The sequence below is a fragment of the Pseudomonas oplopanacis genome, from assembly GCF_057128725.1.
This window is the reverse complement of the sequence record NZ_JBSKHV010000002.1, coordinates 403,883-418,122: the sequence shown is the minus strand read 5'-3', so window position 1 is coordinate 418,122 and position 14,240 is coordinate 403,883. Positions and strand designations below refer to the sequence as shown.

Below are 14,240 nucleotides of genomic sequence, written 5' to 3'. Positions count from 1 at the left end.
AATCCTGAAATGAGCCAACAGTTTCAACACGATGTTCTGGTGATTGGCAGCGGCGCTGCCGGTTTGAGTCTTGCGCTGACCCTGCCCGGTCACTTGCGCATCGCGGTACTGAGCAAAGGTGACCTCGCCAACGGCTCGACATTCTGGGCCCAGGGTGGCGTCGCTGCCGTGCTGGATGACTCCGACACCGTTGAGTCCCACGTCGATGACACCCTCAACGCCGGCGGTGGCCTGTGCCATGAAGACGCCGTGCGCTTTACCGTCGAGCACAGTAAAGAGGCGATTCAATGGCTGATCGACCAAGGCGTGCCGTTTACCCGCGATGAACAATCCGGTACCGAAGATGGCGGGTTCGAGTTTCACCTGACCCGCGAAGGCGGCCACAGCCATCGGCGCATCATCCATGCTGCCGATGCCACCGGTGCCGCGATATTCAGAACGCTGCTGTTCCAGGCCCGGCAACGGCCCAACATCGAACTGCTGGAACAACGCGTCGCAGTGGACCTGATCACCGAAAAACGCCTCGGCCTGGAAGGCGACCGCTGCCTCGGCGCCTACGTACTCAATCGCGGGACCGGCGAAGTCGACACCTACGGCGCACGGTTCGTCATCCTTGCGTCCGGTGGCGCGGCCAAAGTCTACCTCTATACCAGCAACCCCGACGGCGCCTGCGGAGATGGCATTGCCATGGCCTGGCGTTCCGGTTGCAGGGTGGCGAACCTGGAGTTCAACCAGTTCCACCCCACCTGCCTTTACCACCCGCAGGCAAAAAGCTTCCTGATCACCGAAGCCCTGCGCGGCGAAGGTGCGCAACTGAAGCTGCCTAACGGCGAACGCTTCATGCAGCGCTTCGATCCGCGCGCAGAACTGGCACCACGGGACATCGTTGCCCGGGCCATCGACCATGAAATGAAGCGCCTGGGTGTCGATTGCGTCTATCTGGACATCAGCCACAAGCCCGAGGCGTTCATCAAGACGCACTTTCCGACCGTATATGAACGCTGCCTCGAATTTTCCATCGACATCACCAAGCAGCCGATCCCGGTGGTCCCGGCGGCGCACTACACCTGTGGCGGCGTGATGGTCGATCAAAGCGGTCGCACCGACGTGCCAGGGTTGTATGCCATTGGCGAAACCAGCTTCACCGGCCTGCACGGCGCCAACCGCATGGCCAGTAATTCGCTGCTGGAATGCTTCGTTTACGCCCGTTCGGCGGCGGCGGACATTCTTGAACAGTTGCCGCACGTGGCAATTCCAGCCGCCCTGCCCATCTGGGATGCGAGCCAGGTCACCGATTCTGACGAGGACGTGATCATTGCGCACAACTGGGATGAACTGCGCCGATTCATGTGGGACTACGTCGGCATCGTGCGTACCAACAAACGCTTGCAGCGAGCGCAACACCGCGTGCGGCTGCTGCTGGACGAGATCGACGAGTTCTACAGCAACTATAAAGTCAGCCGCGATTTGATCGAATTGCGTAACCTGGCTCAAGTGGCAGAACTGATGATCCAGTCCGCCATGGAGCGCAAGGAAAGCCGGGGCCTGCATTACACCCTCGACTACCCGGATATGCTCCCGGTTGCCTTGGACACTATTCTGGTGCCGCCCACCTACGTCGACTGAACGTCAGTCGAACCCGCAGGCGTCGGTGCATATCCGCCGCCTGCGAGTCGCGGGGCACGCAAATCGACTGGACCCGCCGTTCGCCGCGCAAGCGAAACCGCAGCACCACGATCAAGGGCAGCGCCAGGCTGTCCGGTCGCAGCTGCACCGGTTGCCAGCCCCGCGCCTGATTCCACAACTGCCAGCCCTCGGCATCGCGACGCAAGCCGCGATATGCCTGCGGGTGTGTCAGCAGAATCTGACGGGGCAATACCCAAACGCCATGCGCCAGACAGCAAAAAGCGCCGAGCACACTGGCCCAGACCGGTATAGACAGAAGAAATAACGAACCCAGCGCGAACAGCTGGGCCAGGAGATACGCCGCCAGCAACTGCCGTGAGGCATGCCAGCGGCATTCGAACGTATTACTTGGGCTGGACACGGTCCAGGATCATGCGAACCATGCGCTGAAGCTCCGGATCTTCCGATTCGGCGCGTTCCATGAACCAGCCAAACATGTCCTGGTCTTCGCACTCAAGCAGCTTGCGGTAGCAATCGCGGTCGACATCATTGAGGTGCGGGTAGACTTCTTTAACAAACGGCACCAGCAACACGTCCAGCTCAAGCATGCCGCGGCGGCTGTGCCAGTAGAGGCGATTCAGTTCAACATCTTCGACCATGGAGCGCTCCTCAAATAGGCGGCAAGTATACAGCCCCGCGCCTCGTCGAACAGTCGGCTTTGGTCGGGCACTGCCGACCTTTTGTGAACTACCCATTTCACGGGCGCCCCCTTATGATGTCCCCCAGACTCTTTATCCTGCGATGACCCATGGCCGATTCTGCTTTTTTCTGCACCCTGTCTCACGAAGGCGTTCTTGCGGTCCGCGGCGCGGATGCCGGCAAATTCCTGCAAGGCCAATTGACCTGCAACCTCAATTACCTGAGTGAAACCCAGGCCAGCCTTGGCGCCCGCTGCACGCAAAAAGGCCGGATGCAGTCGAGTTTCCGCATCCTGCTGGAAGGCGACGGAGTGGTAATGGCCATGGCCACCGAACTGCTGGAAGCGCAACTGGCGGACCTGAAGAAGTACGCGGTGTTCTCCAAATCCAAATTGACCGACGAAAGCGCTGCCTGGGTCCGCTTCGGCGTCGATCATGGCGATGCCGCGCTGAGCAGCCTTGGTCTGGCGTTGCCGGCTGACACCGACAGTGTCGTGCGTCACGAAGGCCTGATCGCCATCCGTGTCTCACCTGATCGCGCTGAACTGTGGGTCGCCGCCGATCAGGCCGACGCCATCAAGGGCAAGCTGTCCGCCCTGCTGACCGAAGGCAGTCTGAATCAATGGCTGCTGGGCCAGATCCGCGCAGGGATCGGTCAGGTCATGCCAGAGACACGCGAACTGTTCATCCCGCAGATGCTCAACCTGCAAGCCGTCGGTGGCGTGAGCTTCAAGAAAGGCTGCTACACCGGCCAGGAAATCGTCGCGCGCATGCAGTACCTGGGCAAACTCAAGCGCCGGTTGTACCGTCTGACCCTGGACGCCAACGAACTACCCGCCCCTGGCACACCGCTGTTTTCCCCGAGCCATGGCAGTTCCATCGGCGAAGTGGTGCTGGCTGCCAACGCGCAACAAAACATTGAACTCCTGGCCGTGCTGCAAGCCGAAGCAGCCGAGGGTGGCGACATTCATCTCGGCACTCTCGAAGGACCAGCCCTGAACTTGCTCGACCTGCCTTACTCACTGGACCGCGATCGCGAGATCCAGCGTTAACCGCAGCATTTGTGGCAACACCTAGAGAAACGAAATGAGCGATCTGGCGGAAAAGGTCCAACAGGATTTGGTTGAGGCCATCGATAACGATGACCTGGTTCTGCCAACATTACCGGAAGTGGCCATGCAGATTCGCAAGGCCGCCGAAGATCCGGAAATCAGTGTCAGCACCCTGAGCAAAGTGATCGGCCGCGATACGGCGTTATCGGCGCGCCTGATCAAAGTGGTCAATAGCCCACTGCTGCGCGCGACTCAAGAAGTCAACGACCTGCACACGGCGATCACGCGCCTGGGCGTCAACTACAGCAGCAACCTGGCAATCGGCCTGGTGATGGAACAGATTTTCCACGCCCGCTCCGAGGTGGTGCAGCAGAAGATGCGCGATGTCTGGCGCAAAAGCCTGGAAATCGCCGGGGTCAGCTATGCGCTATGCCGCAGCTACACACAACTCAAACCCGATCAGGCCGCCCTCGGTGGGCTGGTGCATCAGATTGGCGTGTTGCCGATTCTGACCTACGCCGAAGATCACTATGAACTGCTGTCCGACCCGATCAGCCTCAACCATGTGATCGACCACATTCACCCCCTGATTGGCGACAAACTGCTCAGGGTCTGGGAGTTTCCGGAGAAACTGGTGAAGGTGCCAGGGCAATACCTGGACTTCAAGCGTGAGTCCGAGCGGATTGATTATGTGGATCTGGTGCAAGTGGCCAGTCTGTATTGCCACAAGGACAGCGACCACCCGCTTGCCCGTTTCGACCTGACCAGCGTGCCTTCCTTCAAGAAGCTTGGGATTGATCTGGAAAACGATGCGGTGATCAAGGATCTGGAAGAATCGCGGTCGATGTTTTATTGATTCAGACCGCGTCGCGCCCTTCGCGAGCAGGCTCGCTCCCACAATAGATCTCTGTCACACCGAAGATCCGCTGTGGGAGCGAGCCTGCTCGCGAAGAGACAAGTCCAGACAATACAAAACTACCCCGCAATAAAGCTCACCCGAACCTTCAACCCCTTCGTCTCACCATCATGCAGACTGATCTGCGCCAGATGCGCGCGGCAGATCTCGCCCACAATCGCCAGCCCCAGCCCCGACCCGGCGACCTGTTGATTGCGCCGATAAAAGCGCTCAAACACCCGGTCCCGCTCATCCACCGGAATTCCCGGCCCGTCATCCTCGACCTCCAGCACCGCCGGTGCCGTGACCCGCAGAATCACATTGCCGCCCGACGGTGTATGGGCCAACGCGTTATCCACCAGATTACTCAGCAGTTCGTTCAGCAGCGTCGGCTCACCACGCAGCCACACCGGTTCGTCCGCTTCGAGTGCCAGGGCCACGCCGCGCGCGTGAGCCAGTGGCGCCATGGCCATGCCCAACTCGCGGGCCAACTGACTCAAATCCAGCAACTGCGCGCCGCCCTCGGCAATGGCCCGGGCACCGTTTTCGACCCGTGCCAGCGACAGCAATTGATTGGCCAGGTGGGTCAATCGGTCCGTGCCCTGGGCTGCAGTTTCCAGGGTACTGCGCCAGGTTTCGGGTTCACTCGCCCGCAGGCCAAGTTCCAGCCGCGCCTTGAGCGCTGCCAGTGGCGTACGCAGTTCATGGGCAGCATCGGCGATGAACTGCGCCTGGCGCTCGAACTGCCCGCGCAACCGCTCGGTAAAGTGATTGAGCGCCCGCACCAGCGGCCACAACTCGTGCTGCACTTCCACCAACGGCAATGGCCGCAGATCATCCGACTGGCGCTCTTCCACCGCCGTGCGCAAGCGCTCCAGCGGACGCAACGCCGCACTCACCGCGAACCACACCAACAACAGCGCACCGATCGCCAGCATGCCCAACCGCAGCAGCGTGTCCGCCGCCAGACTGCGCGCCATGCTGACCCGTGCCTCATCGGTTTCCGCCACGCGAATTTCCGCCATGCCATTCATGTTCGGCTCGCTGACCGGTTTGAGCAGGCTGACCACCCGCACGTTCTGCCCGCGATACGTGGCGTTGTAAAACCGTGCGAGCGCCGGGTAGTCATCGGTACGCGGTGTTCCCGGCGGTGGCGCGGGGAGGTTTTCGTAACCGGAAATCAGATTCTGGTGGATGTCATTGACCAGGTAAAAAATTCGCCCCTCACTGTCGTAGGCAAACGTATCCAGCGCGACGTAAGGCACGTCGGCACTGAGCGTGCCGTCACGCTGGGTGACACCCGCCGCAATGGTTCGCGCCGATGCCAGCAGGGTGCGGTCATAGGCGGTGTCGGCGGCTTCGCGACCATTCCAGTACGCGCTCAAACCACTGGCCAGCATTAACACCACCAGCAACAACGCGAGGTTCCACAGCAACCGCCAGCGCAGGCTGCTGGGCTTATGCATCGCGGCTTTCCAGCAAGTAACCAAGGCCGCGGAAGGTCACGATCGCGACCGGTTGACCATCCAGTTTTTTGCGCAAGCGATGCACGTAGATTTCGATGGCATCAGGGCTGGCTTCTTCATCCAGGCCGAACACCTGGGAGGCCAGTTGCTCTTTGCTCATCACTCGACCGGGCCGGGCGATCAGCGCTTCGAGAACCGCCTGTTCGCGGGAGGTCAGGGTCAGCAATTCTTCACCGAGGCTGAAGCGTCGGGTATCCAGATCATAGGCCAGCACGCCGCAGCGCTGCTGACGTTCACCGCCCAGCACACTGCGGCGCAACAAGGCTTTGACCCGCGCTTCGAGCTCGGTCAGTTCAAAGGGTTTGGCGAGGTAATCATCAGCGCCAAGGTTCAGGCCATGCACCCGATCCTTGACGTCGCTGCGCGCGGTCAGCATCAGCACCGGCAGGTTCTTCCCCCGGGAACGCAAGCGCGCGAGCACTTCAAAACCGTCCATGCGCGGCAGGCCGACGTCGAGAATGGCCATGGCGTATTCCTCGCTGCTCAAGGCCAGGTCTGCGGCCACGCCATCGTGCAGCACGTCCACGGTCAACCCGGTGCTCTTGAGCGCCTGGGCGACACTTTCGGCCAGCTGCAAATGGTCTTCGACGAGCAGAACGCGCATGGATCTTTACCTCATTCAGGGGATGGTCGACGCCATTCTTTGGCGCGGAGTTTACAGCCGCATCCGCTGCTGTGAAGCCCGAAAACCGTGAAAGCCTGCTGAAAGGTTAGTGAAAGGTTGGGCCGTTAGAGTCGCCCCACGGAGGGTTTCGACTGCCGACCCTCCAATCGTGCTTTGAAATGTAGCTCCCGAAAAACGCCATGACGCGTTTTCGCCAATAAGAACAATAAAACGAGGTACTGCACCATGCTGTCCATACAGCTTCAGGCTTACCCGCCCCACCTTTCCTTCAGAATCCCGTCGTTTATGCTTGCCAGCGCCGTTGTCGGCTGCACGACGCGAAACCGCCGCACCTGAAACATCCCCAAAAACAAAAACTCCCGTGGAGACAATAATGAATCGATCACTGCGCCGTTTCGCCCTCGCCGCCAGCTGCATGCTGTTCGCCGGTCAATTGATGGCCGAACCCAAACGTCCGGAATGCATCGCCCCGGCCTCCCCGGGTGGTGGTTTCGACCTCACCTGCAAACTGGCGCAGAGCGCGCTGGTCAACGAAAAGCTGCTGACCAAACCGATGCGCGTGACCTACATGCCCGGCGGTGTTGGCGCTGTGGCCTACAACGCAGTGGTCGCTCAACGCCCTGCCGACGCCGGCACGCTGGTGGCGTGGTCCAGCGGTTCGTTGCTGAACCTGGCGCAAGGCAAGTTCGGCCGTTTCGATGAAACCAACGTGCGCTGGCTGGCCGCCGTCGGTACCAGTTACGGCGCCATCGCTGTGAAAAGCGATTCGCCCTACAAGACCCTGGATGATCTCGTTCAAGCCTTGAAGAAAGACCCGAGCAAAGTGGTGATCGGTTCCGGCGGCACCGTCGGCAGCCAAGACTGGATGCAAACCGCATTGATCGCCAAGGCTGCCGGCATCAACCCGCGCGACCTGCGCTACGTCGCCCTCGAAGGCGGCGGTGAAATCGCCACCGCCCTGCTCGGCGGCCACATCCAGGTCGGCAGCACCGACATCTCCGACTCCATGCCGCACATCCAGAGCGGCGACATGCGCTTGCTGGCCGTGTTCGCCGAGAAGCGCCTGGACGAGCCGGAAATGAAAGACATCCCGACCGCCAAAGAGCAAGGCTACGACATCGTCTGGCCGGTGGTTCGCGGTTTCTACCTCGGGCCAAAGGTCAGCGACGAAGACTACGCCTGGTGGAAAGACGCTTTCGACAAGCTGCTGGCGTCCGAAGACTTTGCCAAGCTGCGCGATCAGCGTGAACTGTTCCCGTTCGCCATGACCGGCCCGGAGCTGGACACCTACGTGAAGAAGCAGGTTGCGGACTACAAAGTGCTGGCCAAAGAGTTCGGCCTGATTCAGTGATCGCCTCTGTCTAGCGGCTGCGGCCTCGTTTCGCGGGGCTGCGGCACAGGAGTTTCCCATGCTCTTACAACGCATTTTTGCTTCGGTGCTGTTGCTGGCCTGTGTTGGCCTGGCGCTGATGGCGTGGCCGTATCAAGCGGCTTTTTCCTACGAACCGGTGGGGCCGCGAGCCTTTCCGCTGCTGATGCTCGGGCTGATGGGCCTGGCGCTGTTGTACATGGTGTTTCGCCCTGCGGCGATCAAGCACGACGCTGACGAACCACCGATGGACCGCGAAACCCTGAACAAAATCGGCATGTGCGTGGTGCTGTTGCTGGTGTTTGCCGGCACCTTCGAACCCTTGGGTTTCATCGTCGCCAGCATCCTGATCGGCATTCCGATGGCGCGCCTGTACGGCGGTCGCTGGGTGCCCAGCATTGTGATCATCACGCTAATGGCCGTCGGCCTTTACCTGCTGTTCGACAAGTTGATGGACGTCCCGCTGCCCTTGGGCGTGCTCGATATTCTGGAGAACTGATATGGATACGCTTGGCTATTTGGGTCAGGGTTTCGGCGTCGCGCTGAGCCCGTACAACCTGGTGACTGCTTTGTGCGGCACCCTGATCGGCACCGTGGTCGGCCTGTTGCCGGGCCTGGGCCCGATCAACGGCGTGGCACTGTTGATCCCGATCGCGTTCGCCTTGGGTCTGCCACCGGAATCGGCATTGATCCTGCTGGCGGCGGTGTACCTGGGTTGCGAATACGGCGGGCGAATCAGCTCGATCCTGCTGAACATTCCCGGTGAAGCCTCCACCGTCATGACCACCCTCGACGGTTACCCGATGGCCCGCAAAGGCCTGGCCGGTGTCGCGCTGTCGTTGTCGGCATGGAGCTCGTTCATCGGTGCGTTCATCGCTACTTGCGGCATGGTGCTGTTCGCCCCGCTGCTGGCGAAATGGGCGATTGCCTTCGGTCCGGCGGAATATTTCGTGCTGATGGTTTTCGCGATTGTCTGCCTGGGCGGCATGGCCGGTGACCGACCGCTGAAGACGTTTATTGCAGCGCTGATCGGCCTGTTTTTGTCGACCGTGGGCATCGACGCCAACAGCGGCGTGTATCGCTTCACCGGGGACAACATCCACCTGACCGACGGCATTCAATTTGTCGTGCTGGTGCTGGGGCTCTTCTCCATCAGTGAAATTCTCCTGTTGCTGGAAAAAACCCATCACGGTCAGGAAGCGGTAAAAGCCACCGGCCGCATGATGTTCAACTTCAAGGAAGCCTCGGCGGTGTTCGTGGTGAACATTCGTTGCGGTGTGCTGGGCTTCATCATGGGCGTATTGCCGGGCGCCGGCGCGACCCTCGCCAGCGCCGTGGCCTACATGACCGAAAAACGCATCGCCGGCGCCAAAGGCACCTTCGGCCAGGGCGACATGCGTGGCCTGGCGGCACCGGAAACCGCCATCGGCGGCGCAGCGTGCGGCGCACTGGTGCCGATGCTGACCCTCGGTGTTCCGGGTTCGGGCACCACGGCGGTGATGATCGGCGCCCTGTCGCTGTACAACATCACACCGGGCCCCCTGCTGTTCCAACAGCAACCCGACATCGTCTGGGGCCTGATCGCCTCGTTGTTCATCGCCAACATCATGCTGGTGATCCTCAACATCCCGATGATCCGCATCTTCACCCGCATCCTCGCCGTGCCGAACTGGGCACTGGTGCCAGTGATCGCAATCATCACCGGGATCGGCGTCTACGCGGTGCACGCCACCACGTTTGACCTGTTCCTGATGATCGGCATCGGCATCTTCGGCTACCTCCTGCGCAAGCTCGACTTCCCGTTGTCGCCAGTGCTGCTGGGCTTCATCCTCGGCGGTTTGATGGAGCAAAACCTGCGTCGGGCGCTGTCGATCTCCAACGGTGCGCTGGAAATCCTCTGGTCGAGCCCGATCACCTTCGGTGTCTGGGTGCTGACCGCGATCATGCTGTTGATGCCGATCCTGCGAATCTGGCGTAAACGTTCGGCCGCCCAACGCGCTATCGCCGATGTCTGATCGAACACCCTTCAACGCCTGGTGGGGTACGCCGCTGGTCGGCGCGCTGGGCGGTTACCTTGCCAGTCAGGTCGGCTGGCCGCTGCCATGGATGGTCGGCTCGTTGCTGGCGATCATCCTCGTGCGCTGCCTCACGCCTTGGCAGTTGGCGGAAATCCCTGGCGGCCGCAAGTGCGGCCAGTGGATTGTAGGAATCGGCATCGGCCTGCACTTCACCCCGGTGGTGATGGAGCAGGTGCTGAGTCATTTCGGTTTGATTTTCTTCGGTGCGTTGGTCACCAGCCTGTCGGCCGTGGTCGGGGTCTGGTTGATGCGCCGTACCGGCGAAGATCGCGCCACTGCGTTCTTTTCCAGCATGCCGGGCGGCTCCGGGGAGATGGTCAACCTCGGCGCGCGCAACGGTGCGGTACTCAGCCGTGTCGCGGCGGGGCAAAGTCTGCGCGTGCTGGTAGTGGTGCTGTGTGTGCCGGCGGCGTTCAAGTATTTGTTGGGTGATGGTGCGCCGGTTGCTCATCCGACAGCCGTCAATTGGTGGTGGCTGGCCCTTTTGTTCCCGGCGGGCGCCTTGGCGGCGTGGCTCTGGGAGCGTCTTCGTCAACCCAACCCGTGGCTGTTCGGGCCGTTGCTGGTGAGTGCAGCGGTGAGCATCGGTTGGGATTTGCACATCGGTTTGCCACACGGCGGCAGTCAGATTGGCCAATGGCTGATCGGCAGCGGCCTGGGCTGTCACTTCAACCGACAGTTTTTCCGGCGTGCACCTTCGTTCATGGGCCGGACCTTGATCGGCACGGTGTTGACCATGTTGATCGCCACGGCGGCGGCGCTGGTGTTGAGTGCGTTGACCCATCTGGATCTGCGCTCGCTGACCTTGGGCATGATGCCCGGCGGGATTGCGGAGATGAGCCTGACAGCGGAGACGCTGCAATTGTCAGTGCCGCTGGTGACGGCGATGCAAGTGATGCGGTTGTTGTTTGTGCTGTTTCTGGCGGAGCCGTTGTTCAAGTATTGGAACCGGATGCCGGATTAGGCGATAGACCGAGTCGCCGCCTTCGCGAGCAGGCTCGCTCCCACAGGGTTCGTGTATTCCTTGTGGGAGCGAGCCTGCTCGCGAAGGGGTCGGACCTGCCTACACATCAAACCGGCGGCAACCGCCACTCAATCGGCGTCTCGCCATTCTGCTCAAGAAACTTGTTGGTCCGGCTGAAGTGCCCGCATCCCAGGAATCCGCGATACGCGGACAGCGGCGACGGATGCACCGACGTCAGCACCAGGTGCTTGGTCGCGTCGATCAGTTTCTGCTTGCTCTGGGCATGCGCGCCCCACAGCATGAACACCAGATGCGGCTGCTGCTGGCTGACGACCTCGATGATCCGGTCGGTGAAAAACTGCCAGCCCTTATCCTTGTGCGCATTGGCATTGGCGCGCTCGACCGTCATGGTGGTGTTGAGCATCAGCACGCCCTGGTCGGCCCAGCTCTGCAAATAGCCATGGTTGGGAATATCGATGTTCAGGTCGCGCTTCAATTCTTTATAGATGTTCACCAGCGACGGCGGCGCCGGCACCCCCGGTTGCACCGAGAAGCACAAACCATGGGCCTGGCCCGGGCCGTGGTAGGGGTCCTGACCGAGGATGACGACTTTGACCTTGTCCAGCGGCGTGGAGTTGAGTGCGTTGAAGATCATCGGGCCCGGAGGATAGATCTCCTTGCCCGCCGCACGCTCCTGTTGCAGGAACTCACGCAACTGCGCCATATAGGGCTGGTCGAATTCAGCACGCAGTGCTTCCTTCCAGCTCGGTTCGAGTTTGATACGGTCGTCAGCAGTCATGGTTACATCCGGCAAAAACAATGGGGCGAACCCTAGGAAAGCCCATCACGCTTGTCAATTGATCTGACGCACATCCGGCACTTTCCTCAACAGCGATCATACTGAACGCTCAAATTCCCGATCGAGGTCACGATGAATCTGCACTTCGAAGAACTCACCGGCACCGACGGCGCGCGCATCGGCATCGCCAGCCTCGATGCCGAAAAGTCCCTCAACGCCCTGTCCTTGCCGATGATCAACGCCCTGAGCGATCAAATGAACGCCTGGGCCAAGGACCCGCAAATCGTCTGCGTGTTACTGCGCGGCAATGGCGCCAAGGCCTTCTGCGCCGGCGGTGAAGTGCGCAGTCTGGTGGAAGCCTGTCGTGCGCATCCCGGGGAAGTGCCGCCGTTGGCCGCGCACTTCTTTGCAGCTGAATATCGCCTGGACTTCAAACTGCACACTTACCCGAAACCGTTGATCTGCTGGGGCCATGGTTATGTGCTCGGTGGCGGGATGGGGTTGTTGCAAGGCGCGAGCATCCGGATTGTCACGCCGAGCAGTCGGCTGGCGATGCCCGAGATCAGCATCGGCCTGTACCCGGACGTTGGCGCCAGTTGGTTCCTCTCGCGACTCCCCGGCAAACTCGGCCTGTTTCTGGGCCTGACCGGCGCGCACATGAACGGACGCGATGCCATCGACCTGGACCTGGCCGACCGCTTCCTGCTCGATGAACAGCAAGAGGAACTGATCCAAGGGTTGCTGCAGTTGAACTGGCAGGAACAAACGCCGATGCAGCTCAACAGTTTGCTCAAAGCCTTGCAGCAGGAAGCCGTTGCGCAAATGCCCGAAGCCCAGTGGCTGCCGCGGCGCCAGGATATCGATGAACTGCTGGATGTCAGTGACGTGAGCTGCGCCTGGAAGGCGATCAGCCTGCAACGCGACAGCGCCGATCCGCTACTGAGCCGTGCCGCAAAAACCATGAGCGAAGGCTCGCCGCTGACCGCGCATCTGGTCTGGGAACAAATCGTTCGGGCCCGCCACATGTCGCTGGCTCAGGTTTTTCAGATGGAATACACCCTGAGCCTCAACTGCTGCCGTCATCCGGAATTCAGCGAGGGGGTGCGGGCGCGGTTGATTGATAAGGACCAGAAACCGCATTGGCATTGGCCGGATATCAACAATGTGCCGGATGCGGTGGTGGAGGCGCACTTTCAGAAGGCTTGGGAAGGCCGGCATCCATTGGCGGATTTGTCGGAATACTGAAAGCAAATGTGGGAGCGAGCTTGCTCGCGAAGGTGGAGTGTCATTCAGCAATAAAGTGACTGACATTCCGCCTTCGCGAGCAGGCTCGCTCCCACAGGTTTTGGTACTTAATTTAATTAACGGTGGCCACCTCGGCCATCGTGATCACCACGACCATTGTGGTCACCGCGTCCACCGTGGTTGTTGTTGCGTCCGCCACCACCCCGATAGTCATTATTCCAGCCGCCTCGGTTACGCCCGTCCCACCCTTGATTCTGATGAGCCCGGTAATCGCCTCGGGATTGGTAGTAACGCGGGGCCGGTTGATACACCCTTGGTTGAGAGTAATAGCGCGGCGTCGGCTGGTAGTACCGCGCTGGCGGTGAGTAGTACCGGGGCGGTGGCGAGTAGTAACCGCCGCCACCGGAATAGTAGGAACTGCCACCGGCGTAATAGGTGGGCGCTGGCGAGGTATAGACCTCGGAACCGTAGTAGCTGTCTCCTCCATCTGAATAGGGCACGCACGCCCCAAGCGATAATCCGGACAGAGCAATCAGAAGAATTCGGCTGAGCTGTTTTCGACAGTTCATGGCGGCCTCCTGGACCGCGAGTGAGCCACACCAGCGACGCTGGCGAGCGACAGTCAATTATTCGGTGACTGTCGAAAGATCAGACATCGATTTCGAAATCTGGTGCGCTCCTGAAACACATTGAAACATCTGCCCGATGAAAGGTTTTTCATCTATTCACCCGCTGATTAGTGGTGCCAGCTGTGATATCCACCGCCGTAATAGCGCGGTCCGTGGCCACCGTAATAACGGTAGTGATAACCACCGTAATAGCGTGGGTAATAGCCACCGTAGTAATAGGGCGAGTAATAACCGGGGTAGTAATAAGGTGCGGTGTACACGTCGTCGTAGCCTGCGTAGTAATAGCAGCCAGACAACCCCAACCCCAGCAACGCACAGAACACCATTCGACGCAGCATGACGGCCTCCGAAAAGACCCGGGACAGCAGCCGGCAACGGTCGGCTGACATAGCGTTTGACTGGAAAACCAGCGTCGAGTGCTGCGCCGCCAATACCTTCAGATCAGCGGCCCGCCCGTCCCATTGCGGTGCAGCCGCGCACCATCAAAAGGCACCCCGCCTGCCCTTCCCGCGCCCTACCGCGCGTCATCCCCCGCGCTAGAGCGCTCGCGCCGACTTGGCACGCCTCTCGCTTTAGCAACAGTGTGCAAGAGTTCATCACAGGTTCGCGGCACCACAATTTGCAATGGCTGACTAGGGTTCCGGCTCGCTTGTGCGAGTGGCTGGTCCGAGAGTTGGCGACCTCCAGTTGAGGTTACACGGCGGGACAAAAGCCCGGGAGACAAGCCACCGTTC

The 14,240-nt window shown here is 60.6% G+C and carries 15 protein-coding genes and 1 riboswitch; of the genes, 8 read left to right on the top strand and 7 right to left on the bottom strand.

All coding sequences use genetic code 11. From position 1 onward, the window contains the following. Positions 1–9 precede the first annotated feature (9 nt). The gene (gene nadB / locus ACWKV5_RS06285; protein ID WP_483840611.1) at positions 10–1,626 is read left to right on the top strand and encodes an L-aspartate oxidase; all 1,617 of its coding nucleotides are present in this window, start codon (positions 10–12) and stop codon (positions 1,624–1,626) included. On the opposite strand, the gene ACWKV5_RS06280 is transcribed toward nadB, so the two are convergent. Both ACWKV5_RS06280 and ACWKV5_RS06275 read right to left on the bottom strand, forming a co-directional pair. Continuing rightward, positions 1,595–2,047 carry a protein YgfX gene (locus ACWKV5_RS06280; RefSeq protein WP_483840610.1) on the bottom strand — a complete coding sequence of 151 codons (453 nt, stop codon included), beginning with the start codon at positions 2,045–2,047 and terminating at the stop codon, positions 1,595–1,597. The two genes, nadB and ACWKV5_RS06280, sit on opposite strands and share 32 nt — an antisense overlap. Beyond that, the gene (locus tag ACWKV5_RS06275) at positions 2,031–2,285 is read right to left on the bottom strand and encodes an FAD assembly factor SdhE (protein ID WP_007944081.1); all 255 of its coding nucleotides are present in this window, start codon (positions 2,283–2,285) and stop codon (positions 2,031–2,033) included. The genes ACWKV5_RS06280 and ACWKV5_RS06275 overlap by 17 nt, the downstream gene beginning before the upstream one ends. 149 nt (positions 2,286–2,434) lie before the next feature. Here ACWKV5_RS06275 and ygfZ point away from each other — a divergent pair, with 149 nt between their 5' ends. Continuing rightward, positions 2,435–3,376, top strand: a complete 942-nt coding sequence (gene ygfZ, locus ACWKV5_RS06270) for a CAF17-like 4Fe-4S cluster assembly/insertion protein YgfZ (protein WP_483840609.1) — start codon at positions 2,435–2,437, stop codon at positions 3,374–3,376. 34 nt (positions 3,377–3,410) lie between these two features. Beyond that, positions 3,411–4,232, top strand: a complete 822-nt coding sequence (locus ACWKV5_RS06265) for an HDOD domain-containing protein (protein WP_483840608.1) — start codon at positions 3,411–3,413, stop codon at positions 4,230–4,232. A 119-nt stretch (positions 4,233–4,351) separates the two neighbouring features. Here the strand turns inward: ACWKV5_RS06265 and ACWKV5_RS06260 are convergent, their stop codons facing one another. Continuing rightward, on the bottom strand, positions 4,352–5,737 hold the full coding sequence (locus ACWKV5_RS06260; protein ID WP_483840607.1) for a sensor histidine kinase: 1,386 nt from the start codon (positions 5,735–5,737) through the stop codon (positions 4,352–4,354). Beyond that, positions 5,730–6,401: a response regulator gene (locus tag ACWKV5_RS06255; RefSeq protein WP_310271290.1), complete on the bottom strand. Its 672-nt coding sequence runs from the start codon at positions 6,399–6,401 to the stop codon at positions 5,730–5,732. The genes ACWKV5_RS06260 and ACWKV5_RS06255 overlap by 8 nt, the downstream gene beginning before the upstream one ends. Positions 6,402–6,795: 394 nt before the next feature. Here ACWKV5_RS06255 and ACWKV5_RS06250 point away from each other — a divergent pair, with 394 nt between their 5' ends. Genes ACWKV5_RS06250 through ACWKV5_RS06235 form a run of 4 tightly spaced genes read left to right on the top strand, consistent with a single transcriptional unit; the run spans position 6,796 to position 10,833 of the window. Then, positions 6,796–7,773 carry a Bug family tripartite tricarboxylate transporter substrate binding protein gene (locus ACWKV5_RS06250; RefSeq protein WP_483840606.1) on the top strand — a complete coding sequence of 326 codons (978 nt, stop codon included), beginning with the start codon at positions 6,796–6,798 and terminating at the stop codon, positions 7,771–7,773. Positions 7,774–7,831: 58 nt separating this feature from the next. Next, complete coding sequence (locus ACWKV5_RS06245) at positions 7,832–8,290, top strand: tripartite tricarboxylate transporter TctB family protein (protein ID WP_483840605.1); 459 nt, start codon at positions 7,832–7,834, stop codon at positions 8,288–8,290. A 1-nt stretch (position 8,291) separates the two neighbouring features. Beyond that, a complete protein-coding gene (locus tag ACWKV5_RS06240) occupies positions 8,292–9,806 on the top strand; it encodes a tripartite tricarboxylate transporter permease (protein WP_483840604.1) in 1,515 nt (504 codons plus the stop codon). Beyond that, positions 9,799–10,833: an AbrB family transcriptional regulator gene (locus ACWKV5_RS06235; protein ID WP_483840603.1), complete on the top strand. Its 1,035-nt coding sequence runs from the start codon at positions 9,799–9,801 to the stop codon at positions 10,831–10,833. Before ACWKV5_RS06240 ends, ACWKV5_RS06235 begins: the two co-directional genes overlap by 8 nt. Before the next feature lie 106 nt (positions 10,834–10,939). Here the strand turns inward: ACWKV5_RS06235 and ung are convergent, their stop codons facing one another. Continuing rightward, a complete protein-coding gene (gene ung / locus ACWKV5_RS06230) occupies positions 10,940–11,632 on the bottom strand; it encodes a uracil-DNA glycosylase (protein ID WP_140666037.1) in 693 nt (230 codons plus the stop codon). Between the two features lie 132 nt (positions 11,633–11,764). Between ung and ACWKV5_RS06225 the strand changes: the two genes are divergently transcribed. Beyond that, positions 11,765–12,877 (top strand): enoyl-CoA hydratase/isomerase family protein, encoded by a 1,113-nt coding sequence (locus ACWKV5_RS06225; protein ID WP_483840602.1) that lies wholly within the window; start codon positions 11,765–11,767, stop codon positions 12,875–12,877. A 116-nt stretch (positions 12,878–12,993) separates the two neighbouring features. Here the strand turns inward: ACWKV5_RS06225 and ACWKV5_RS06220 are convergent, their stop codons facing one another. Both ACWKV5_RS06220 and ACWKV5_RS06215 read right to left on the bottom strand, forming a co-directional pair. Next, the gene (locus ACWKV5_RS06220; RefSeq protein ID WP_483840601.1) at positions 12,994–13,446 is read right to left on the bottom strand and encodes a hypothetical protein; all 453 of its coding nucleotides are present in this window, start codon (positions 13,444–13,446) and stop codon (positions 12,994–12,996) included. A gap of 167 nt (positions 13,447–13,613) precedes the next feature. Then, on the bottom strand, positions 13,614–13,844 hold the full coding sequence (locus ACWKV5_RS06215) for a hypothetical protein (RefSeq protein ID WP_483840600.1): 231 nt from the start codon (positions 13,842–13,844) through the stop codon (positions 13,614–13,616). 283 nt (positions 13,845–14,127) lie between these two features. Then, a riboswitch (guanidine-I (ykkC/yxkD leader) is annotated at positions 14,128–14,228 on the top strand. Positions 14,229–14,240 lie beyond the last annotated feature (12 nt).